This is a genomic window from Vampirovibrio sp. (assembly GCF_041737375.1).
Classification (GTDB): domain Bacteria; phylum Cyanobacteriota; class Vampirovibrionia; order Vampirovibrionales; family Vampirovibrionaceae; genus Vampirovibrio.
In genome coordinates, this window is sequence record NZ_JBGSRV010000010.1 from 449,737 (window position 1) to 471,525 (window position 21,789).

At 50.4% G+C, this 21,789-nt stretch carries 21 protein-coding genes and 1 tRNA gene; 14 read left to right on the top strand and 8 right to left on the bottom strand.

Features of this window, described 5'->3' with window-relative positions:
- Positions 1–60 precede the first annotated feature (60 nt).
- Positions 61–135, top strand: a tRNA-Lys gene (locus ACEW81_RS07090).
- A gap of 58 nt (positions 136–193) precedes the next feature.
- Here the strand turns inward: ACEW81_RS07090 and ACEW81_RS07095 are convergent.
- On the bottom strand, positions 194–634 hold the full coding sequence (locus ACEW81_RS07095) for a hypothetical protein (protein ID WP_373532269.1): 441 nt from the start codon (positions 632–634) through the stop codon (positions 194–196).
- A gap of 125 nt (positions 635–759) precedes the next feature.
- Between ACEW81_RS07095 and ACEW81_RS07100 the strand changes: the two genes are divergently transcribed.
- A complete protein-coding gene (locus ACEW81_RS07100; RefSeq protein WP_373532270.1) occupies positions 760–1,164 on the top strand; it encodes a hypothetical protein in 405 nt (134 codons plus the stop codon).
- 12 nt (positions 1,165–1,176) lie between these two features.
- On the opposite strand, the gene bioB is transcribed toward ACEW81_RS07100, so the two are convergent.
- Positions 1,177–2,172 (bottom strand): biotin synthase BioB, encoded by a 996-nt coding sequence (gene bioB, locus ACEW81_RS07105; RefSeq protein WP_373532271.1) that lies wholly within the window; start codon positions 2,170–2,172, stop codon positions 1,177–1,179.
- 117 nt (positions 2,173–2,289) lie between these two features.
- On the opposite strand from bioB, the gene ACEW81_RS07110 reads away from it, so the two are divergent.
- On the top strand, positions 2,290–2,841 hold the full coding sequence (locus tag ACEW81_RS07110) for a hypothetical protein (protein WP_373532272.1): 552 nt from the start codon (positions 2,290–2,292) through the stop codon (positions 2,839–2,841).
- Here the strand turns inward: ACEW81_RS07110 and ACEW81_RS07115 are convergent.
- Positions 2,838–3,104, bottom strand: a complete 267-nt coding sequence (locus ACEW81_RS07115; protein WP_373532273.1) for a hypothetical protein — start codon at positions 3,102–3,104, stop codon at positions 2,838–2,840. The two genes, ACEW81_RS07110 and ACEW81_RS07115, sit on opposite strands and share 4 nt — an antisense overlap.
- Before the next feature lie 182 nt (positions 3,105–3,286).
- Between ACEW81_RS07115 and ACEW81_RS07120 the strand changes: the two genes are divergently transcribed.
- Together ACEW81_RS07120 and pckA are read left to right on the top strand one after the other, a co-directional pair.
- Entirely contained in the window at positions 3,287–3,634 is a 348-nt protein-coding gene (locus tag ACEW81_RS07120) for a flagellar basal body protein (protein ID WP_373532274.1), read from the top strand.
- A gap of 129 nt (positions 3,635–3,763) precedes the next feature.
- Positions 3,764–5,344: a phosphoenolpyruvate carboxykinase (ATP) gene (pckA, locus tag ACEW81_RS07125; RefSeq protein ID WP_373532275.1), complete on the top strand. Its 1,581-nt coding sequence runs from the start codon at positions 3,764–3,766 to the stop codon at positions 5,342–5,344.
- A 37-nt stretch (positions 5,345–5,381) separates the two neighbouring features.
- On the opposite strand, the gene ACEW81_RS07130 is transcribed toward pckA, so the two are convergent.
- Entirely contained in the window at positions 5,382–6,659 is a 1,278-nt protein-coding gene (locus ACEW81_RS07130) for a hypothetical protein (RefSeq protein WP_373532276.1), read from the bottom strand.
- Between the two features lie 307 nt (positions 6,660–6,966).
- Between ACEW81_RS07130 and rpsF the strand changes: the two genes are divergently transcribed.
- From rpsF to ACEW81_RS07155, 5 genes are all read left to right on the top strand, one after another.
- Entirely contained in the window at positions 6,967–7,404 is a 438-nt protein-coding gene (gene rpsF / locus ACEW81_RS07135; RefSeq protein WP_373532277.1) for a 30S ribosomal protein S6, read from the top strand.
- Positions 7,405–7,443: 39 nt separating this feature from the next.
- The gene (locus tag ACEW81_RS07140) at positions 7,444–7,950 is read left to right on the top strand and encodes a single-stranded DNA-binding protein (RefSeq protein ID WP_373532278.1); all 507 of its coding nucleotides are present in this window, start codon (positions 7,444–7,446) and stop codon (positions 7,948–7,950) included.
- 54 nt (positions 7,951–8,004) lie between these two features.
- Complete coding sequence (rpsR, locus tag ACEW81_RS07145; protein ID WP_373532279.1) at positions 8,005–8,229, top strand: 30S ribosomal protein S18; 225 nt, start codon at positions 8,005–8,007, stop codon at positions 8,227–8,229.
- A gap of 339 nt (positions 8,230–8,568) precedes the next feature.
- On the top strand, positions 8,569–9,060 hold the full coding sequence (locus tag ACEW81_RS07150; RefSeq protein ID WP_373532280.1) for a hypothetical protein: 492 nt from the start codon (positions 8,569–8,571) through the stop codon (positions 9,058–9,060).
- A gap of 209 nt (positions 9,061–9,269) precedes the next feature.
- Positions 9,270–11,237 carry an Eco57I restriction-modification methylase domain-containing protein gene (locus ACEW81_RS07155; protein WP_373532281.1) on the top strand — a complete coding sequence of 656 codons (1,968 nt, stop codon included), beginning with the start codon at positions 9,270–9,272 and terminating at the stop codon, positions 11,235–11,237.
- Positions 11,238–11,743: 506 nt separating this feature from the next.
- On the opposite strand, the gene ACEW81_RS07160 is transcribed toward ACEW81_RS07155, so the two are convergent.
- The 3 genes from ACEW81_RS07160 to ACEW81_RS07170 all read right to left on the bottom strand — a co-directional run bounded on the left by ACEW81_RS07160 (position 11,744) and on the right by ACEW81_RS07170 (position 15,053).
- A complete protein-coding gene (locus tag ACEW81_RS07160) occupies positions 11,744–12,469 on the bottom strand; it encodes a class I SAM-dependent methyltransferase (RefSeq protein ID WP_373532282.1) in 726 nt (241 codons plus the stop codon).
- A 120-nt stretch (positions 12,470–12,589) separates the two neighbouring features.
- Positions 12,590–14,215: a hypothetical protein gene (locus tag ACEW81_RS07165; RefSeq protein WP_373532283.1), complete on the bottom strand. Its 1,626-nt coding sequence runs from the start codon at positions 14,213–14,215 to the stop codon at positions 12,590–12,592.
- Between the two features lie 142 nt (positions 14,216–14,357).
- A complete protein-coding gene (locus ACEW81_RS07170) occupies positions 14,358–15,053 on the bottom strand; it encodes a M23 family metallopeptidase (RefSeq protein ID WP_373532284.1) in 696 nt (231 codons plus the stop codon).
- Between the two features lie 203 nt (positions 15,054–15,256).
- On the opposite strand from ACEW81_RS07170, the gene ACEW81_RS07175 reads away from it, so the two are divergent.
- Complete coding sequence (locus ACEW81_RS07175) at positions 15,257–15,922, top strand: phosphomannose isomerase type II C-terminal cupin domain (RefSeq protein WP_373532285.1); 666 nt, start codon at positions 15,257–15,259, stop codon at positions 15,920–15,922.
- Positions 15,903–17,894: an NAD(+) synthase gene (gene nadE / locus ACEW81_RS07180; RefSeq protein ID WP_373532286.1), complete on the top strand. Its 1,992-nt coding sequence runs from the start codon at positions 15,903–15,905 to the stop codon at positions 17,892–17,894. The genes ACEW81_RS07175 and nadE overlap by 20 nt, the downstream gene beginning before the upstream one ends.
- Positions 17,895–18,153: 259 nt before the next feature.
- On the opposite strand, the gene ACEW81_RS07185 is transcribed toward nadE, so the two are convergent.
- Complete coding sequence (locus tag ACEW81_RS07185) at positions 18,154–19,380, bottom strand: trypsin-like peptidase domain-containing protein (protein WP_373532287.1); 1,227 nt, start codon at positions 19,378–19,380, stop codon at positions 18,154–18,156.
- Between the two features lie 285 nt (positions 19,381–19,665).
- On the opposite strand from ACEW81_RS07185, the gene tilS reads away from it, so the two are divergent.
- Together tilS and hpt are read left to right on the top strand one after the other, a co-directional pair.
- On the top strand, positions 19,666–21,210 hold the full coding sequence (gene tilS / locus ACEW81_RS07190) for a tRNA lysidine(34) synthetase TilS (protein ID WP_373532288.1): 1,545 nt from the start codon (positions 19,666–19,668) through the stop codon (positions 21,208–21,210).
- Positions 21,207–21,785, top strand: a complete 579-nt coding sequence (gene hpt / locus ACEW81_RS07195) for a hypoxanthine phosphoribosyltransferase (RefSeq protein WP_373532289.1) — start codon at positions 21,207–21,209, stop codon at positions 21,783–21,785. The genes tilS and hpt overlap by 4 nt, the downstream gene beginning before the upstream one ends.
- Positions 21,786–21,789 lie beyond the last annotated feature (4 nt).

Sequence of the window (21,789 nt, forward strand, 5' to 3'; positions counted from 1 at the left end):
AATACTGAAGGTATCGCAATTCAAGCGATTCATTCTTAATCCCCCTTCATCCACCAGCCTGCGAGTTTAGCTCAGCGGTAGAGCACTCCCCTTTTAAGGGATAGGTCCTGGGTTCGAATCCCAGAACTCGCACCAAAAGAGGACACTACGGTGTCCTCTTTTTAATTTGAATCACCCACTTCTTTTTATGGGCTTATGGGAGCTCTATCACCTTTGCCAACGATTGGCGCTGCTCGTCCAAAATACTTAAAGCCTCCTCAATGTCTGCACTACAAATAGAGGTCATCCAGGTTTGATCATTTAAAGGTTTACGCAGCTCGGTTTGCATTGCATCCAAAACCTGAAAGTGAATCAAAATAGACCTCTCTAGCGCTCCCTCAGGCAAAGTGTTCAAAAAATCAGGATCCCCATAAGCAATTTTTCTAAACAGGCTGTTCAACTGCTTCTGACTTGGAATGGCATCCGTGCGGTAAATTGCCTCCAACTGTTTAGTCATGGCCTGTAATTTGACATCCGAACTGAATAAAGCGAACTCCTCCAGAAGAGACATTTGCAGAAGGAAACGCTGCTGAGCCAGTCGAAAATCGGAAAGCGCCTTTCGGCTGACGGCAATAGGGCTTCCATGAAGCGTCAACAATTCTGTGAAGCGTCAACAATTCTGTGGATTCCTGAAAAGTAACTTTGAAAGAAGGCTGAAGTTTACACGCGACGTTGCTAAGGGTGGTCAAATTAGCCCAAGCAGGATGCGGCCTTTTTAAAATGGATCTTGGCTCACGGGCAGCCACACTCGCTAACATATTTAAAGCCTCTGGTTCCACCCCGCTGTGGGTAGAATGCGACGAACGGGCATCAAACCGGTCTTCATCCAACCCATCAGGTGACACACGCGTCATCAGGGCCTCTGAATTGAGTGTTGGGGAATTTGACGGCCTCAACGATCTCAATGGGACGGAGGTTATGGGTAAGCGGAATGGAAAGGGGGCGTCAGTCTGCATGATCATTCTTTTCTCAAGCGTCAGGAACAATGTAAAAGAGAATACTGGAAAAACAAGTCTTAATCATGAAAACACAACCAATGAAACCTTTTCAAAAGCATCTCAATTCACAAAAAACAACTCAGGAAAAAACCTGAGTGCATCAAAGAAAGCACCCAATTATCACTGACAAACGAAACGCTTAATTTAACAGAACTTGTGGCTTCAGTCCCAGCTTTTCCAGCAGTTCCTGATCCCGGTTCATGCCGGGGTTATTGGTGGTCAGTAGCTTTTCGCCGGTAAAAATGGAATTGGCCCCGGCCATAAAACACCATGCCTGCGTTTCATCATTCATGCTCAAGCGACCGGCGGATAAACGCACCTTGGCCTCTGGCAGAAAAATACGAACCGTGGCAATGGTTCGCACCAAATCAAACGAATCCACCGGGGCCTGATTGGCCAGCGGGGTTCCTTCCACTGGTACCAGGCAGTTGATGGGCACCGATTCCGGGGTGTGATCCAGCTCGCAAAGGGTTTTTATAAAATCCAGCCGATGCTCCAGCGTTTCTCCCATTCCCAAAATGCCGCCGCAGCAAACATCAATGCCAGCGTTGGCCACATTTTTCAGGGTATCAAAACGATCCTGAATGGTGCGGGTGGAAATAATCTCGGGGTAAAACTCAGGTGAACTATCAATATTGTGGTTGTAGGCTTTTAAACCGGCTTCTTTTAAAGCCTTGGCCTGATCGGCGTTAATCATGCCCAAGGTCACGCAGGCTTCCATGCCCTCGCCCACTACGGTTTTCACCATCTCTACCACATGGTTAAAAGCCTGTTGATGCGGGGGGGTGCGCCAAGCGGCTCCCATACAAAAGCGGGTGGAGCCATTGGCCTTGGCATCCAGAGCCTGTTGGCGAATTTCTTCTAAAGAAGGCAGTTCCCAGGTTTCAATACCCGTATTGTAACGGGCGCTTTGCGGACAATAAGCGCAATCTTCCGAGCAATTTCCCGATTTGATGTTGGCCAGCGTGCAAAGCTGTACTTCGTTTCTGGGGTGAAACCGGCGTTGAAGCTCCTGAGCCTGAAAAACCAAATCCAGAAAAGGCTGGTGATAGACTTCCCGAATTTGAGTTAATAAACTGGATTGCTCAGCGCTGTTTTCCATCACGCTGTTCTGGATTACGGTTTCAGTCGGCATGGCCTCACCCTTTTCTAGTGCTTCGCATGAGCTAGTGTCATGCGGGTCAATTATATGCTTGGCAGTGAACAAAGCAATCCACATAACCGCTTCTCATAATAGAATGAAGATAGGCCAATGCCAAAGCATGTAAAAACAGATAAGGAAACCATGAATCGCCGTTGGTACGATCAGGAAGCTTCTTGCCCCAAACTCCTGAAACAGATTCAGGGCATGCCTCAACCTGAAATTCGGGAATTTTGCGGCAGAGTGCTGATTAACTTCGCCGAAAAAGTGCGCAAGGAAATCAATGAGCGGGACAAAAGAAATCAGGAAGTAAATTCCATTGGGCATGAGGCCATTCAGGTCCTTTATCGCTACGGCGAGGCCAAAGGGCGCTGGTACGACCAGGAACCGGTTTTGCACAAAGCCGTAGGGGCTTTGTATACGCTCAATCTGGAAGGGTTAGGCATTATGGGCTTTAAACTGGGCGACACCTTTGGCTTGCTCCAGATTTACGCCACCGTTTGCAACCAACTGGAACAACCCGCCGATATGCGGGAAATGGCCAGAATTGCCACCACAGCGCTAAAAGCAGGCACCAAAGAGGCCGAGGAAATTCTGGTCAATCTGGTGGGACAGGACTTATACAACTCCTTGGGGCATACCCTGCACCACAAAGATCTTTAAACAGCGGCGGTGGGCAGGTAAAGCACAATGTCTTCCCAGTAGGCAGTGAGCATCACGGTGCCTTTTAAATCAGCGGCCCGACTTTCCAAAGTGGTCAGCAACTCAAATTCCTGCTCGGGCAACAGTCCGTTTTCACCGTATAAAAACAGCATCATCTCGGCAGAGGCCAATTCCGACTGCGGGCCTTTGGTAATGCCCACCGTTTCGGACAATGCCCGAAAACGGCTTTCATATTCATCCCACCGTGGATCTTCAATATTCATGGGCCAAGGCTCCCCGCTTGTTGAGTATACCCTTCACTTTACCCGCTCCTGTGTTCTGGTTCAAGCGGAACCAACCCCCGCAAGAGACACAATAAGAAATATCACAAATCAAGGGTTTTTCCGTTTGAAACCCGGCATTTTAGCGCATAAGCCCATTAGGGAAGCCAGCCGGAGGGCAGCATTTGTCAGCCATCAGCGGAAGTTCTGCAAATAATTACGCCAACACCCTAAGCGGATTACAGGATGCCAGTTTACGGGTAAAAGCCGTGACCCATAATTTAGCCAACGCCACCACAGATGGCTTTAGCCCGGATCGGGTCGACTCTCAGGCGGAGAAAACCGGCGGGGTTCGGGGACAAGTGGCCCCATCCAGCTCGCCCCGGCGGGAAGAGAAAACAGGGTTTTCTGAAACCGACACGGCCACAGAATCCACCCACCTGACACTGGCCCGCCGAGCCTTTAGCGCCAACTTGAAAGCCAGCCAGGCCCAACGACAAGCGGATCAGGCTATCATTGATACGGTTGGTTAATTAACAATTGAGAAAACACAAACATAGTCGGCATCCAGTAAAATCATTCCATGGGATTTAGGGTTGGCTTCCTTTTTTGTGTAAGGTAAGATTCGTCTCTCATTATTGTTTGCCCGAAGGAGACCTTACATGATCGATTATGTTGGCTACACAGGCATCAGCACCACTGGCGCCCAATCCTATCAGCTGGCAGTAAGCGAACTGGTAGAACAGGCGCTTGCCAACCATGAAGGGATTCTTTCGGAAACAGGGGCCTTATCCGTCCACACCGGCAAATACAACGGCAGAGCCGCCAACGATCGCTTTATTGTAGACACCCCCGATATTCACGAAGACATTGACTGGGGAAAAGTGAACGTGGCCACGTCTCCAGCCGTGTTTGAAACCGTATTCAACAAAGTAAAAACCTATCTGGCCACTAAAAATTTGTATATTTTTGATGGCTTTGCCGGAGCGGATCCCAAATACGCCCTAAAGGTGCGCTTTATCAACGAACTAGCCTCTCATAATTTGTTTGTTCATCAAATGTTTGTACGTCCCTCAGAAAGCCAGCTTCAGGCCTTTCAACCTGAATTTACGGTCATTTGCGTACCTCACTTGCAGTTAAACCCGGCAGAGGACGGCACGAACTCCGAAGCGGTCATTCTGGTCAACTTTGAACAGAAAATGGTAATTATCGCCGGTACTTGCTATGCGGGCGAAATGAAAAAATCCATTTTCAGCGTGATGAACTACCTGATGCCAGAACGCAACGTTTTCCCCATGCATTGCTCGGTCAATGTGGGCACCGATGGAAAATCGGCGATATTCTTCGGGCTGTCTGGCACCGGCAAAACCACGTTATCGGCTGATCCTGAACGAACGCTGATTGGTGATGACGAGCATGGCTGGTCCCAGCAAGGGCTGTTTAACTTTGAAGGGGGTTGTTATGCCAAAGCCATCCGGCTTTCCCAAAAAAATGAGCCAGAAATCTGGGATGCAATTAAGTTTGGGGCTTTGGCTGAAAACATTGTGATTCACGATGAAAGCCGACAGTTTGATTATGACGATGCCCGCCACACCGAAAACAGCCGGGTAGCCTACCCCATTCACTATATTCACAATGCGGATCCCAAGGGAATCACCGGCCACCCCAGCACCATTATATTACTTACCGCTGATGCGTTTGGGGTGCTGCCCGCCGTTTCCAAGCTGAGCGAAGCCCAGGCCCAGTATCACTTTATTAGCGGCTACACCAGTAAAATTGCCGGAACCGAACAAGGCATTACAGAGCCAACCGCTGTATTTTCCGCCTGTTTCGGGGCGCCCTTTATGCCCCGGCCCGCAGCGGTTTACGCCAAAATGCTGACCGATCGCATTCGCCAGCATCAAGTGAACGTTTACCTGATTAATACCGGATGGCAAGGCGGCCCCTACGGGGTCGGCAACCGGGTCAGCATCCCTCACACCCGTGCCATGGTCACTGCCGCCCTCAATGGCACCCTGGAACAACAGGCATTTGAAGTCCACCCCATTTTCAATGTGCTGGTTCCTCAAGCGTGTCCGGGTGTTCCCGCTGAAATTTTAAACCCCAAAGGGCAGTGGGCCGATAAAGCCGCTTACGATCTAAAAGCCGAAAAACTGGCCCATATGTTTGTGGAAAACTTTAAGCGCTTTCATCACGTGGATCACCTGATGGAGGCTGGTCCCAGAATACCGGCAGCCATTTAACCGCATTGTATTTAAGCCAGTGCCGAACCCACTTCACTTAGTAGGGGCTATATCCGCTTAGCCCGGTGGCGGGTTGTTCATAGAGTTTAAGCAAGGTATTGATATCACGCTGAGAAGGCTGGTAATTCTCTGGAAAACCAGAGGGCGGCGCACCGTCTCTGGCCATGCGGGCAGAACGCCACGCCCACTGACTGGGAAAATCATTCACTTCTTGCCGCAGCATAGGGAACATTATATCGTTGGGATTTTCACTATGCCCCCAAATCCCGAAGGCATGCCCCAGCTGATGGCTAAGAACACGCAACTGATAGGGTTCCGGCTCCTGTTGAACTGGAAACATACTAATCAGGATAACAGTGCGAATACTATGCTGGTCATCCACCTGAACCACGGGTCGTGTCATCAGCCCCGTGGTATTTTGCGCCCAGGTGGGCTTGTCCCAGGCTACTACCACATCCGCAGCGGCCGAATGCTCCACGGATAACAAGGAAAAAGAACGCTGCCAAGCTTGCAGCGCTTGCGCAACCAGCCCTACTTCAGCGGGATTTCCCTTTACAAAAACTTTAATAGGCAGCTTTTCCCAACGCACGGCGGTGCCATTGGGTTCCTGATGAACCGACTGGCTATAATCCCCGGCCATAAGCGGCGGTTCCTGCCGCAGGGCAATAGGCGTACTACTGGCAGAGGCATCCAGCTGCACCACATCTATTTTATGGGCTGCTCTGGGGACCGCTCTGGACGTCTGGCGGGTGGTGGCCACCACCGTGTCCCCTCCGGGGGTGGATTTGGTCAAGCGAATTTGCCTGGCCACCAAAGGCATGGCGTAAGAGAGCTTCTTCACCCGCACGGAAACCGGATAATGCTCGAACGCATGACCGAACACCTGAACTTCCAGCCGCCTCAAACGCTCCGACAAAGAAGCGCTGGCGTACGTTCTTTGAAACAGCTTTTCTTCCAGATATTCAATCAAGGGTTGCTGCTCCGTCAAAGCCTTTTGAACGCTCTTTTCATGCATTTCATGCTCAATAAGGGCCATACGGCTTGCCAACGGTCCTCTTTGTCCCCCGCCAAACAAGGTACGCTCAATACGGGCAATCCGCTGAGCAATAGAATCACTCATGTAAGTATGCCCGTAAAGCTGGCTCTCGATTTCGGGGATTTTACGATACGCAGTGGTGTTGCTCACCGAGCCAAAAACGGTTTGGGCTTGAGCCTGGGGCGCAACAGGCAACCCGGCCAGGGCCGCAAGAAGCAGCAATCCCAAAACCAGAAGCGGCACCGGGAAAAACAGGCTGCGATAGAAACCAATGGACATAACGAGGAATAGCTTTCTGACTTTATTGGCTGGCTTTACTGGCCACAGAGCAGCCAATGAGCAATAACGGCGCTCACAGGGTTCCATGTATCATTGTACGCCATCCCTCCTGCCGGAGGCGATGCCTAAAATAAGGATACAAATTGTTGGTTACATGAGGGCGCAAATCGCTCAATTGTTACCTTGCATTTTACGTTCACTATTCAAATTTGATTTCCCTTGTGTTAACTTGTAGGCCATTATGTATTCTCCCGCATTACTTTTCTTCCAGCGGAGATGTATCAGACCCGGAGGTTTTTTCTTACCAATGAACACTTATGAAGCGTTCGTCATTCTCAAGCCTATCCTTGACGTTGACAACTCCGACAACGTTTTGAAAGTTATTGAAGACGCCGTTGAGAACCTGAACGGTAAAGTCGTCAAAAAAGACAAGCTGGGCCGCAAGCGGTTGGCTTATGAAATCAATAAATTCAAAGATGGTTTCATCACCACCTACCTGTTTAAGCTAGAGCCTTCATCCGTACTTTCTTTGAAACGTACTTGCCAGCTCAATGAAGACATTCTTCGTTTAACCCTGGTGAACCGCAGCAACATTGATATTACCGATGCCAGCGTATATGGCCGTGAGCGTCCTCAAGATCGGGATCGCCCTGATCATCGTGGTGGCGGCGATCGGGATCGCGGTGGTGATCGCGGAGAACAGCGCGAATTCCGTCGTCCCATGGCTCCCCGCTCTGCGGACTAGGTTATTGATCGTATCAAGCAGGTAAAAGGACGTCTTACTGTGAGTTTTGCCAAAGCGACCTTATCAGGAATATTAACCAGTGAGCCCGAAAAACGGTTCACCCCTAATAATCACGCGGTTACCAGTTTCAACATTTCTGTTGAAAACCCGGCTATCGGCACCAAAGCTGTCGCCAGTGAACCGTTTCTGGTAAAGGTCACCTGCTGGCGCAATCTTGCGGAAGCGGTCACCGTTTTACAAAAAGGTGACTCTATTTTGGTAGATGGCAAGCTGATTATGAACAGCTTCCAGACACCGGAAGGCGTTCAGAAAAAACTGTTTGAACTGGAAGCCAATAGCATCGACAGGCTGCCTGGAAAACCGGAACCCATTGTGGCTACGGCAAGTGAAGGGCAGGGTTCTGGTGGTTATGAGGCATCCAGCCGAAACACCCAACCTGCTTACAATGGCGGGCAACCGGCTCCGCAAACATCGGTTGCCGGTGCTTCCAGTAGCGGGCACTTCAGCTCTGAAGATCTCTTGACGGAAGATGATATTCCGTTTTAAGTTAGCTACCATTCATTTGCACCCACACGAAGTAAGGAAGGATAAAAGCATTCCATGAAGCCAGATCCCCGGAAGAAGAAAGTTTGTAACTTTTGTGCGGACAAAGTCCTCTTGATTGACTTTAAAGACGCTCAAAAACTGAGACGCTACCTGACCGACCGTGGAAAGATCCTGCCTCGCCGGATTACCGGAACCTGCGCTTACCACCAACGCAACTTGGCCAGCGCCATTAAATTATCCCGTCAGGTCGCTTTGATTCCTTACATCATGGAAGGCTAACTCAAAGCCTGGTACGTTTTTAAAATAACCCAAGTGCTAAGCAAACCTGCCACGCTTGGGTTATTTTGTGTCCGCTCAACATTCAACTTAGTCTATTTTATGTTTATTCTAAAAATTGATTTTTAAAAAAATGACGCTTGTCAGTAATCTCAAATACCACATCACCTCAAAGCAAAGTATTGCGCTAAAATAACGCCTCTTCAATTTCACCAGAAAAAGTATTGACCGAATTAAAAATTAATGATTGACTTGATATATCAGACGATATATTTTCTCTTCTTAAAAGAATCTCATTTTTTGCGCAATCACTGTTAAACCAACGTTAGATAGGGACTCATCATGCCAATTACATTCGATACGCTCGAAGAATTAAAAGCGTTCTATCGGGCGTTCAGCCTGGACGAAGTCGTCACCCCCCGCAGGCAGTCAGGCCTTGACGTAGCTGCTGAACCCGAGCAAGCCGAACCTAAAAAACGCGGCAGAAAACCCGGAAGCACCCTGAGCAAAGCCGCTGTGGTTAAATTGCCATTAAAGCGTGGCCCCAAACCCAAGCCAGCCAGCGCCAAAAAAGCAGTCGAGTCCAAACCCAAGAGAGATAAAAGCAATACCCTCACCGCTAAAATCCAGAATGCGATCCGTGGATTTATTAGCGCCGATAACTCTTTTACAGCAAACGATATTTACGCCATTCTGGCCAAAAAAGATAACACCATTAACAAGCAATCCGTGATTACTTCGGTGCTGAAGCAAATGAACAGTACCTTCAGTGAGATTACAGTCACTGAAAGACCGGGCAATGGACCCAGACCGGTCAAACTATACAACGCGTAAGCCACTCACTCGTTTTTCAATAACCCGCAAAAAGCCGATTCTCAGCAGTCGGCTTTTTTGTGACGCGGCACCTCACAAGCCATTGACGCACATGAGGATCCTTCCGCTACAATAAAAGAAAGCACAGAGTAGGCTATTAATCCGGTTGCTAGGAATCATCTAAAAAAACACGGTTAAATTCCAATCCAATGGCTTGATGAGGGGGTACTTTGGAAATCCGGCCAACCTTGGAAATCGATGCCCTTCAGGGTTTTTCGATCCCCTCAAACGGAGAGACTGACGCGGCTTCACGAGCCTATGAACAGAGCTTGCCGGAGGCCTTTCGCTCCCAAAAGGGGCAATTTTACACCCCTCAAACGCTGTGCGATTTTATGCTGGCTTTGGCCAGTCAAAGTCGCAGTATTCAGCGAATACTGGAACCCGCTTGTGGCAGCGGTAACTTTTTGAGACGCGCCTTGACACAGGCTTCTCAGCAAGGCCATTTGGGGCTTGAGCTGGTAGGGGTCGAACAAAACCCTGATGCCCTGCAATTCGCCCAGGATTTATCTGAGTCTACAGTAGCCTCGGTTTCGTTATTGGCAGACAATTTTTTAACGCTACAGCCCAAAACAATGCCGCCTTTTGAGCTCATTATCGGCAATCCCCCCTACGTTCGGCAGGAATTATTTGGCCAATCTAGCGATGAGGACAAATTAAACCTTATAAAAAATTACGCTTTATTATTTGCGGATTACGTTAACCAATACCCTGAACAACATAAACTTTTTTCGCAAAAAGCCGATCTGTACCAATGGTTTTTTCTGCAAGCACACCCCATGCTAAGCGCAGATGGCATTCTGGCCTATGTTGTTAGCAATAGCTGGTTGAATTCCGTATTTGGACACTATTTAAGGCAGTTTATCTCTCATCATTTCCATTGGCTTTATATGGTGGAATCCGCCTGTGAGCGATGGTTTGAAGATGCGGCCATTAATCCGGTAATTGTTATATTACAGAAGAAAAAAAGCGCACAGGAACCAGCACCTTCGCCTTGTTCACTGGTACGCCTCCATCAACCCTTATCCAGCTGGCTTCCCGAGGCCACAGCGCCAAACTACTGGCAGCAATTAAGCCTGAAAATCCAACAATTACCGCAAGACCCTACTGTGTCCTTACAAACATTCAGCCCCTCCCAATGGGCTGAACTGGACAAAACAGGCCACTGGAACCTGGCTTTCAGAGCGCCCCAAGCGCTGCTTGAGGTGGCCAGCCAACCCCAGCTTTGGAAAGCTTTAAACCAGCTGGGCCACGTTCGCTACCCATTAAAAACGGGCATTAACGCCTTTTTTTACTTGAGCAAAGCTCAGGCCAAAACGCGAGGCATTGAACCTGAGTTTCTGGCGCCCGTAATTCGCTCGGTGAAAAAAATGAAGACCCTCAAGGTCACGGCCAATGAGCAGTGTGACTTTCTCTTTTGTTGCCCCTTGAGCAAAACCGAGTTAAAGGCCCGTGGAAAAACGGGCGCGCTGCGCTATATTGAATGGGGGGAGGGTCAATCTTCTCCACCCCGACAGAAGCGCCTGACAACCACGCCATGGCCACAGATTCCATCCGTCAGGAATAACCACCCGTGGTATTCTCTTCAGGCCTTAGCGACCCCACATCTACTGTGCAACCGCTTTATCGATCAGCGCTTCTTTTTCGCCCTGTGTCAGGATGAGTTCATGGAGGATCAAATCTTTTACGGACTGACCCTGCACCACCCACAGCAGCACCCGCCGGACTTGATCGCCGCCTTGCTCAACAGCACTTTGGGGTGTGCCCTGCTGGAATTTAAGGGCCGGGCCAGTCTGGGAGAAGGCGTATTGCAGTTTGCCCGCTGCGATATGGCAGACTTCCCCATCCTCGACCCCGATTTATACACCCCCACAGAGCAAAAATCTATCCGGGACGCCTTTCAACTTTTAGCGGAAAGCCCTTTACAAGCCTGGTCCCAATGTCACGATCATCCCTACCGGATCGCTCTGGATAGGGCCGTGTTAACCCCCTTGCACCCGCAGTTGAACCTGAGCAAAAGCATTGAGGAATTCCGCACGGAATTGGCCCTCTCTATTCTCAACCGGGTGCAGGAGCGCAAAGAAATGGCGCAATCCGTACGGAACAAAGCAAAAAAAAAGGCAGCGAACGCTGCCTGTTGATTGGAGAGAGAAGAGAGAAGAGAAACACGACCACCAAGGTCGCGATTAGAGAGAGCCTAAAAAAAACTTTTATAATCCTTGCCTGCCTATAAACGGCACGGTGCATCCAGCCCGTCATAAAATTTCACACCCACCTATGTGCTTATAACGCTGATATATCAGAACCCATCACCCCATTCAGCGTTACAAAACGACCTGAATGGTCACGTCAATAAGCTTGCTTTATGGCGAAGCCGTCCGTAAACCGAAACATCCCGAATCCCAAAAACGGTACTTACATTACAGCCATTAAATGGAGCAATGACAACCGGTTAACACTCATCCCAACATCGAAAACAAACCCTATCAGGAATGCAGGTACACTCCACCTGCAGCGATGGTTTCATTCACCACCCTGCTTGTATAAATATAAAAACAGTCAAACGAATAAAGGTGCTAGAGTTCCTTCATTTATGAAGCGCTCTTCACAAAAAGGCTTTTCCAATACCCCGTAATGCACCCAAAAATCAGGAGGCCAAAGTCAGCTTTTCATCCCACTTGGGGCGAACCTGGGTCATATAAACCGTCCAGGGGAATGGAGAAAGCCGGGTTTTAATTTTGACGTAATGGGTTAAATGATTCATCAAATCAAAAGCAGGGGGCATGCCAACCGGCAACTGAATGCCCAGCTCCTGAACCGCCTGAGCAAAGCCACCCAAACGGGAAGCCAGTTTCCACAATACAGGACGATGCAGCGAGAAAAACAGATTGGCCTCGGTCACACGGGTCAGCTCAGAAATGGCCCGTTCCCAATCCTGCTGAGGCAGGGCCATAAAGTTATGGGCAATGGTCAAATCAAACTGATTGGTGTCATAGGGCAAGGCTTCCAGAGAGGCCTCTATAAATTTGAAGCGGCAGCAAATTTCCGCTTTGGCTTTTTCCACCACCGAGGCATCGGGGTCCACCAAATGAATTTCGGCAGCGGGCAACAGCAGGGCAATATGCTGGGATAAATCCATTTGACGACAGCCGCCCACAATCAAAATTTTCTTGGGCTCTTGGTAAACATCATCAAAACAAAGGTCCAGGGTGTTGAACAAGCTGTTATTCAGCCAGGTGGCCCAGCGGGACTTAGCGGCTGGGGCAGGCTTATCGTCACAAGGCTCATCACAGGTCTGGTCGCAAGGCTTTCCACACGAGCCCAGAGAAACACCGGGCATCAGGGCGGTATGATCGTGGGAGTCGCAGTTCATAAAAATGAATCCATTTCCGCCAGCCAACCAGCCAGCTTGAAACTTAAAAAAGCAGTGTAACGTTCCTTATTAAAACGAAAAGCAGAAATCTTGGCAAACGCAGCCAGAATCGCTACAGCGCTAAAGGGTGGGTTTCACTTGCCAAATGCGGATTCTGCCCGGCACATCTTCGTAAACCATTTTAAGGCCTTTGGCCTGATTGGTTTGAGCCGGGGAAATTTTAGCGGCCCCTTCCTCTACCAAAAAGTTATACTGCCCCAGCTCACTTTGCAATTGCTGCTCACTGGCAGCATCCGGTTTTTGGCTTTGACCACCGCCGGTTAAGCGGTTTAAAGCACCGGGACGGGGTGTGGCAACCTTATCACCCGGATCGGTATGTACTTGCAACCAGTCCATGGCCCGCCGATGAGCGCTGGTGGATTGGGCGGTTTCCAGGCGGGTCACAGGCTCTTTGGCCGTACTCATATACATAATTTTAGGGGTATGCCGCTTGAACGGATGGTTCCCCCCGGAGCGAAACAGGCTGAGATGACTGGTGATGGTGGCCAGTAAAATCCAGGCAGTGAGTACTGGCACCGCTAACTTGGTGAGCAATGGCATATCCAGCCGCTGAAACCACTGCCCCATCCTCAGCAGACCAAAGTACAAATAAAACAGCAGCAGCGGTAATACGGGCGCCAGGGTCATTTCCGCACTTGGCACCAGAGCCAATGCGGTAATCACATACGTGCAAAGGTACAACGTGCCAACGCCGGTGTACTGGTACAGGCCATAGATAGCGCCCACAATGGCCACACCGGCAATCACCCAGCGAACCCATGGCTTTTGCTCCACTTCAATCCGGGAAGGGCCACTGGCTCTGGGGGTGCGAGCCAAACGATCCACCGAGGCCAGATTCAAATCCCCCAAAGCGTGATCGGTAACATTCACAATAATGCGATCCGCATACGTTTCAACGGTGCGAAAAAAGCCTTGCCGGGTCATGCTTTGCAGGATACTGGCGGAAGGGCCAAAATAAGGCTGCGGGCTACGGGCCACGTAAAACAAATCTCGCCCGATAAAGGGACTGAGGCAAAGCATAATCATGGAGAGCACCAAGCCGCCTCGTTTAAGCCCAAAGCGCTTAACCGTTACAAAGAAAAAAGCAATAAGCAGCATGTAACCCACCTGCCAGCTTAAAATACTAAGCCCAATGCAAATGCCACACAAAATCACTTCACCCCGAGACAGCTCTCCGCCCATCACGGATTCCTTGCTCAAGCTGATATCCACCGCAATGAGGCTGGCCAGAGAGAGGGTCATGTAAACCATTTGGGGGCTAATGGACCACGCCATGCCCAAAGTGGGAGGAGCCACCACATACAGGGCGGTAATAATAAACGTATAGGGCTTGGGAATTTGCCGACGCACGAAAAAATACACCAGCCCGGTAGAAATAAACGATAAAATCAGGTTCAGGGTTTGAAACCCCTCAATAAGCCGGGGCAACTCGGTGGTGTGCTTGAGTTTAATAACCAGTGCCATTAACAGAGGGTAAACGGGGGGCAGGTTAAAGCGGGAAAAGGCATCTAAAATACGGCCTTCCGAGAATAATTTAGCCATGGCCACGGTTTGAATGGCTTCCGGGCCCATTTCAACCGGAGGCATTAGCCCTTTAAACAGCACAAAGCCCACAAAAAAGCAGAGCGCCACAAACAGCAGCTCAAACCAGCTTTCCTCGTGATACGATCTTCCCGAACCAGCCATCTCTAAAACTCTATCCGTTATCCCATTAACTGAAGCATGGCCGCTTACTATAGAAACTGCCAAAACCAAGCCGATCATAACAGAAATGAGCCATTCGGTGTATTGGATTCCCGCAGCTCAGCTTTCAACCCCTTAAAAAGCGCTAGAACTTCACCGTTCGTACATCATTACCAGATACCAGCTCTACCACCTGACTGCCATAAGCCCGGTTGGCATACCGCTTACGGTTCACCTGATTGGCAGTTGAGGATTGCACCCCCACGCCTGAGGCATTAACCAACGCATCGGATTGAGCCAGCGGGTGTACCGGAACGTTGGACTTGGCCTGCGCCATCCGGTGCGATTGATTGGGCTGTAAATAGGCCAGATAAGTGACCGGATTCACATACTGTCCGTTGTGATGGACCTCAAAATGCAAATGTGGCCCGGTAGAGCGACCTGTGGACCCCACTTTTGAGATCACCTGACCGGCATGAACCATTTCCCCCGCTTTTACCACCAGTTGAGCGTTATGCCCGTATAACGTAAACAAGGCATTTCCGTGGTTTAAAACCACCACGTTGCCGTACCCCCCGTAGCTTCCGCTAAACATCACCAAACCAGCCTGAGGGGCATAAACAGGGGTTCCAGAGGCCGCCGCCAAATCAATGCCCCCATGAAAACGCTGGGAGCCGGTAATGGGATCAACCCGCCACCCAAAGGGAGAGGTCATTTGCCCGCTGACCGGGGCAAAGCCGTAATCAGCCGCCAAAGACAGACTGGAGCAAAAGGCAAGCACCATTAAGCTCACCCATAAACAGGCCCGCAAGCTGTTTTTAACCAGTAAATGTAAATGCAAAATACAGACTCCAATCGCTGGGAAAAAGACCCTTCTCCTTTGGTTATACCCGTAAACTGCGGCTACCAAATCCTTTACTTAATGGGCATTGCCAAACCACACATTCAATGGAGGCGGTTCACTTTCAAAAGTCTCTCCACAAGCCGGGGGTCTGGGTTATAATCAGCACAACTTTTACAGCCCACAACCAAGAACCTGTTTTTATGAACCCGCATCACCCCCCCGCCGCTTCTCAAGCTGAAACCCTCTACAGTTCCCAAACCTTTCAGGTTGGCTTGCTAAGCCTGAAAGCAGGAGAACGCAGAGATCACTACCCTCACCTTTCTATTACTCAGGCTATTACTCAAGCCCAACTTTTTGTGATTGAGGGGTCGCTTTCTTTAGAAAAGACCACCGTCACCCAAGGCCAGCGCATTACGGCCAATGCCGATCAAACGCTGTGCCTGAGCAACGAATCGTCTCAGCCTGTTTTATTGCTGGAAAACCTGTGGGGATCAAATTTCAACCCCATGCCACTGGCAGAAGTAACCGAAACACGTCCATGGGGCAGTTTTACGGTATTAAAAGACCTGCCCCACTACAAGCTCAAGCAACTGGCAGTTAACCCCGGCAGCCGACTCAGCTTGCAACGTCACCAAAAGCGAGAAGAGCACTGGCTGGTGACAGCAGGCTACCCGGAAGTAACGCTGGATGATCAGGTCATCAAGCTTTCACCGGGGGAGTACATTCATATTCCTCGCCATAGCTGGCACCGTATTAGCAACCCGGCGGAAAATAACGCCGTGGTTGAAATTATCGAACTGCAGCTGGGAGACTACTTTGGGGAAGATGACATTGAAAGACAGCAGGATGACTACGGACGCAGCTAGCCTGCCCCCCCAGTGGAAAAAAGGTCTGGGGCAAGGCAATCTGGCGCTGGCTCAAATCAATGTAACCCCCGGTAATCTGGCGGGCAACGCCGCAAAAATTATGCGGGCATTGCGAGCCGCTGAGCAACAGGCCGTGGATGTGGTCATCTTTCCAGAGCTGGCCTTGATGGGCTATCCGCCCAGAGATGTGATTGTGCGTTACCCCTTTTTGGTAGCGGAAAATTTGAAATGGTTAACCCACATTGCGGCCAAAACCAACCAAACCTGGGCTATGATTGGCTTTGTAGAACCACGATACCCCCAGGCCCCTGAAAAAAGAACGGGCAAAGGGGCCTTTAACGCAGTGGCCGTTCTGGGGGAAGGTAAAATTCAGGCCATTATTCGCAAAAGCTTGTTACCGGGCGACAACGAGTTTGAGGATTACCGCCAGTTTGAGGCATCCTCGCTCAGCGGGGCCAGTGGTGCCGAATGGCTGACCCATTGCGAGCCGAACCCGCCCGCTTTCAATAACAACGGGCTTATCCAAATTCACGGACGGAGCTATGGGGTTTCCATTTGCGAGGATTTGTGGAACGACGGCGATTTTTTTGACAACCCGCTATATGCCCGAAACCCCATAGCTGAGCTGGCCGCCCAGCAGCCGGATGTGCTGATCAATATTTCCGCCTCGCCCACCCGCTCCCACAAAGAGCCAATACGACATAGCCTGTGCGCTTATGTAGCCCAGAAGTACCAAACCCCACTGGTTTACGTCAATCAGGTGGGCAGCGTGGATGAAGTTTCCTTTGACGGGGCCAGCAGAGCCTATAACGCACAGGGAAACCTGTTTGCCAGAGCCAAAGCCTTTGAAGAGCAACTGCTGATCATCAACCCCCTGCATTCCCAAGGCACGATTGAACCTTTGCCGGTAGGGCAGGAAAAGGAACAGGCGCTAACCACCACGCCCCAATCATTCAACGCCTATGATACCAGCGATTTAGGGCGCACCTATCAAACCCTCCTGCAAGGCATTCGGGATTATTTTGAGAAAACTGGCTTTCAAAAAGCGGTGCTGGGCCTCTCCGGCGGGCTGGACTCTTCGGTGGTGGTGGTTTTGCTGGCCGATGCGCTAGGGCCGAACAACGTGCTGGCCGTCAGCATGCCTTCTGGCATTACCCCTGCGGAAAACAAGAGCGACGCCCAGACCATTGCCGACCAATTGGGCATTGCGCTGGTGGAAATACCCATTGCGGCTATTACGGAGGCCTTTGGGCAGGGGCTGGCACAGGTTCGAGCCACGCTGGAAAGCCAGTGGGGGCCAACCGATCCACGCTCCAACGCGCTGGATAACGTTCAGGCCATTTCCAGAGCCACTATTTTGCGGCAATTGGGCAACGAATTTCGGGCTTTGCCCATTGCTACCTCCGATAAATCCGAGTTTTATTTAGGGTACGCAACCATTAACGGCGATATGTCGGGGGCGCTGGCTCCCATTGGCGATTTGCCAAAAACCAAAGTGCGGGCGCTGGCCCATTGGCTCAACGAAAACCGGCCCGCTCATGTCAAAACCCCTCGCCATGATGTGCTACCGGATTGGGTCATTCGCAAGCCTTCCGGGGCCGACCTGAAACAAGATCCCATCACCGGCAAGCTGGTAACGGCAGAAGATGAATTAATGCCCTATGAGTTCGCCGATGAGATCATTTGGCGCATAGAAGCCCGCCACCAAAGTTACCAGGACATGCTGAACGAAGACTTCCAGTACGAACAAACCCACCCGCTTGATGCCGCCACCAAACAGGAATGGCTGCGCAAATTTTTTGATCGCATGCCCAAAGCGGTTTTCAAGTGGTTTGTAGCCCCACCCATTTTAATGGTGGAAGGCAACGGCTCCATTGCCAAAAGCGATTACCATCACCCCATTGTGGCCAACCGCATCCAGTGGCAAGGCCACACCGAAGCCGAAATTGAAGCTATTTTGAATCTTCAGTAAGCGTTAAGCGTTCCGCAATCTGGGCTTTACATCTCTTCAAACGCTAGCATCAAAACCCGATTCATTGCTTTTATGTCCCTGAAAGCGGCTTGATGACGCCTTAGCGCATTCTGCCAACTTCAAACCTATAAACTTCTACCTACCTTTTATTCTACTCAGACAAGTTATAACCGTCGTGGCCCACGCTTCGACGGTTTTTTTTGACGAAAACGGCTCGCCGCTAGAAGTGGCGAGCCGCTCAAAATGAGGTTCAAACAAGCTAGAACGGAGCAGGCTTTAAAGGCTGCACACGGGGACGAATGGGAATGACCCCTTCATCGCTAGCCGGAAGCTGCTCACTGAGAACCGCCACCGGAATTAAATGGCCATTCCGCAAAATGTCCAGATTAATTTTGGCGTTAACCGGCTTCTGGCGAATGCTTTCCTGCACCACATCGGCCTTAATGGCCAGCTTGCCATCAATTTTCTGAATCACATCGCCCTGCATCAGCCCTGCCTTGTAAGCCGGAGAGTTCTGCATAACCTGAGCGATCACCACCCCCTGCGTAGCGGGAGGAAGCCCCACATGCTTGGCCAGCTCAGGGTTCAGGTCCACCATGGAAATGCCCACCCAGGGGCGCACAATCTGCTTACCGGCAATCAGGGTATCGGCAATGGTTTTTACGGTATCCACCGGAATGGCAAAGCCAATGTTTTGACCCCGACCGGAAATGGCGGTATTAATGCCAATCACTTCCCCTTTTAAATTGACCAAAGGGCCGCCGGAGTTGCCCGGATTGATGGCCGCATCGGTTTGAATAAAGGACAAATTAGAATTTAAATCCGGGATACGGCGAGACAAGGCGCTGATGATCCCCAGCGTCACGGTGTGATCAAAGCCCAGCGGGCTGCCTACCGCGATGACCCATTCACCGGGCCGCAGCTTTTCACTGTTGCCCAAGGTCACCGGGGTCAGGTTGGGGGCTTCAATCTTCAAAACTGCCACATCGGACAAAGCATCCCGGCCCACCAGCTGAGCGGGAAATTGGCGGCCGTCATTCAGGGTTACGGTTACTTTATCGGCCGTGGAAACCACGTGGTTGTTGGTCAGAATGTAGCCGTCCTTGCTCAAAATCATGCCCGAACCGTTGCCGGTAACCGTTTGCAACTGCCCCCCGCCCCCAAACGGAGAAAACGAACCGCCGCCGGACTCAAAACCGAAAAAGCGGCGCAACAAATCATCACTAAAGGGCAGGCCAGATAAATTGGGCGAGGCAGCACGGGTGGTCTTTTCCACATCAATGTTCACCACCGAAGGGGCCACAATTTCAGCCACATCCGCAATCAGGGCGGGAGAAAAAGTCTGCGGCATGATGCTTAACGAACGGGCCATGGCCGGTTGCAAGGCGGTTGAAGCCAGCGCCCCGCTAAAAGCAAGGGTTAGCATCAACCCAAAAGACACCACTTGACGAAAACGGGACAGGGATCGAATTTTCACAGAAAACATACTCAAAAACACCTCCACAAACAGATGATTACAGCGGGGGTAGGCTTATGCACCTCATCTTGCCAGCCCGTTCCCAATCCATCAGCCCCCTGAACGGTATGATTCGCTTGAGAAAAGGCTGGATTTGAAGTAAAGTTTAACATATTGGGCTAGTCTGAAAAACAAGCGCCAACAAGGCAAACAGACCCCCATAGTCGTTTTATTCGCCGTTTCAATTCGTAGAAATGGGCGTGGCCTATATCACGGTGCCTCTTTTGTCTGTTTACAGGTCTAAATCAGCCGCTTATGAGTTTAATTCTGGATTCCGTAATTGATAACCTGAAGGCGGAAGGGCTTTTAAGAAGCACTCCCCGCACCCATCTTCTGTTAGGCTATTCCGGTGGCGCGGATTCCACAGTGTTGCTGTTTTTACTGGCCAAAATCAGAGAGCAATTACCGCTGGATGTAACCGCCGTTTACTTTAACCACGGCTGGCGGGGCACTCCCCCTGAAGAGCTCCCGCTGGTGCATGCCAATTGCCTGAAATGCGAAATACCGCTGGTGATTGTGCAGGCCGATAAAACCTTGCCCAAAACCGAAAGCGCTGCTAGACAAGCCCGCTATCAACAACTGACCCGGCTGGCCAAAGATATTCATGCTGACGCCATTTTAACCGCCCACCATGCCGATGACCAGATTGAAACCCTGTTGTTTCGCATTATGCGAGGCACTGGCATTGATGGACTGTCTGGCATTCAAAAGCGGCTGGATTTAGGGGCGGAAACCGGCATTAACATTCCCGTTTTACGGCCTTTACTGGATACAGCCCGTAAAAACATTCTGGAATACGCCCATGAGCAACAGCTCAATTACTTTAACGATCCCACCAATCTGGAAAACCGGTTGCAGCGCAATAAAATTCGCAACGAAATTCTGCCGTTCCTGTCTCAAGCGTTTCCTCAGGTTAAAAACTCCCTGTTTCGCCTGAGTTTGGTTGCCGAAGGGGATTTGCAAATTATTGAAGACAGCGTTCAAAGCATTTGGCAGGATGTTTACGGCAAGGATGAGTCTGGGCCTTATTTATCGGCCATTCGCTTTAACCAGTTGGGCTTGCCTTACCAGCGCCGATTGCTGAAACGGTTTTTAGCCGAGCAAAATTTGCATGTGGATTTTGAAAGAATTGAAGACATCCTGAGCTTCATTCGTGGAGAAGGCCGTAAAAATCTGGATTCCTCCCTGAAATCGCTGGGAAATACGGTGGGAGGTCGCAGCCGGTTTATCGCCCTGTACAAAAACAGGCTTCGCTTAATTGATGACCCGGAACGCGAGGCGAACAAAGCTTCAGCCACAGTGCCTATTCCCGGTCACGTGCAAGTGGCCGAACTGGACAGCACCTTTTACGCCCAACCGTGGCAAGAGCCTGAAAAGGTGAGAATTTCCCCCATTCGCTCCACCGATAGCCAACAAGTGTTTGTAAACTTGTCCAGCTTTATGGATAAACCGCTGGAGCTACGCACCCGCCGCCCCGGTGACCGCTTTCAACCCATGGGTATGGAAGCGCCGCTGAAGCTGAAAAAATTTCTGATTAACCGGGGAGTGCCTCGCTTTGATCGCAACAGCCTAAAAGTGCTGGCCCTGGACAATGAAGTACTGTGGGTACCGGGACTGGGCATTAGCCAAAAGCTGAAAATCAAGGATAGAGACACCCCAACCCATCTTTTAAAACTAAAACCCGGATTACACCCCCCCGAAGAGTGGCGGGTTATTGAAGAAGCGCCGGATCGGGAAGAATTACCGCCAGAAACTTCTTTTTTCACGGAAGAACTAGCCACAGGAGCCGATAACGAATGAGTCACGCCCCCTCGTCCGCCGTTTACAAGCCAGAGCAACTGGACGTTCACTTCAGCGAAAGCCAAATCCAGCAACGTATTGAGGAAATGGCCGCTCAAATTAACCAAACCTACGCCGGTTGCGAAAAGTTAATTATTGTAGCGGTGTTGAAGGGCTCCTTTATGTTTGTGGCCGATCTGATCCGCCACATCAAGGCTCCCTGCCAAATTGAATTTGTGCGTTTGGCCAGCTACGGCAACGGGCAAGTCTCTTCCGGCAGCGTAAAGCCTGTGGATCTCTCCCTACCCTCTCTCTCCGGCGAAGATGTGCTGATTGTGGAAGACATTATTGATACCGGCCTGACCCTGCACTTTTTTATGGATTACGTTAAATCGCTCCACCACACCAAGTCCTTAAGGCTGGCCGTGTTGCTGGATAAAAAAGAAGCTCGCCAGAACGAAGTTCAGGTAGATTTTTCCGGGTTCACCGTGGGCAACCAGTTTTTAGTGGGCTACGGGCTGGATTTTGCCGGTTATTACCGCAATTTGCCCTACATTGGGGTGGTTCGAGACGCCGCTCAACTGACTGAAGGCTAAATAC

Bases quoted from the DNA above. Each gene is read 5' to 3' on its own strand.
- nadE (WP_373532286.1), top strand. From the start codon at position 15,903: ATGACTACGGACGCAGCTAGCCTGCCCCCCCAGTGGAAAAAAGGTCTG.
- rpsR (WP_373532279.1), top strand. From the start codon at position 8,005: ATGAAGCCAGATCCCCGGAAGAAGAAAGTTTGTAACTTTTGTGCGGAC.
- ACEW81_RS07130 (WP_373532276.1), bottom strand. From the start codon at position 6,659: ATGTCCATTGGTTTCTATCGCAGCCTGTTTTTCCCGGTGCCGCTTCTG.
- ACEW81_RS07165 (WP_373532283.1), bottom strand. From the start codon at position 14,215: ATGGCTGGTTCGGGAAGATCGTATCACGAGGAAAGCTGGTTTGAGCTG.
- bioB (WP_373532271.1), bottom strand. From the start codon at position 2,172: ATGCCGACTGAAACCGTAATCCAGAACAGCGTGATGGAAAACAGCGCT.
- ACEW81_RS07110 (WP_373532272.1), top strand. From the start codon at position 2,290: ATGCCAAAGCATGTAAAAACAGATAAGGAAACCATGAATCGCCGTTGG.
- ACEW81_RS07100 (WP_373532270.1), top strand. From the start codon at position 760: ATGGATCTTGGCTCACGGGCAGCCACACTCGCTAACATATTTAAAGCC.
- ACEW81_RS07115 (WP_373532273.1), bottom strand. From the start codon at position 3,104: ATGAATATTGAAGATCCACGGTGGGATGAATATGAAAGCCGTTTTCGG.
- pckA (WP_373532275.1), top strand. From the start codon at position 3,764: ATGATCGATTATGTTGGCTACACAGGCATCAGCACCACTGGCGCCCAA.
- ACEW81_RS07185 (WP_373532287.1), bottom strand. From the start codon at position 19,380: ATGTTTTCTGTGAAAATTCGATCCCTGTCCCGTTTTCGTCAAGTGGTG.
- tilS (WP_373532288.1), top strand. From the start codon at position 19,666: ATGAGTTTAATTCTGGATTCCGTAATTGATAACCTGAAGGCGGAAGGG.
- ACEW81_RS07150 (WP_373532280.1), top strand. From the start codon at position 8,569: ATGCCAATTACATTCGATACGCTCGAAGAATTAAAAGCGTTCTATCGG.
- ACEW81_RS07175 (WP_373532285.1), top strand. From the start codon at position 15,257: ATGAACCCGCATCACCCCCCCGCCGCTTCTCAAGCTGAAACCCTCTAC.
- rpsF (WP_373532277.1), top strand. From the start codon at position 6,967: ATGAACACTTATGAAGCGTTCGTCATTCTCAAGCCTATCCTTGACGTT.
- ACEW81_RS07160 (WP_373532282.1), bottom strand. From the start codon at position 12,469: ATGAACTGCGACTCCCACGATCATACCGCCCTGATGCCCGGTGTTTCT.
- hpt (WP_373532289.1), top strand. From the start codon at position 21,207: ATGAGTCACGCCCCCTCGTCCGCCGTTTACAAGCCAGAGCAACTGGAC.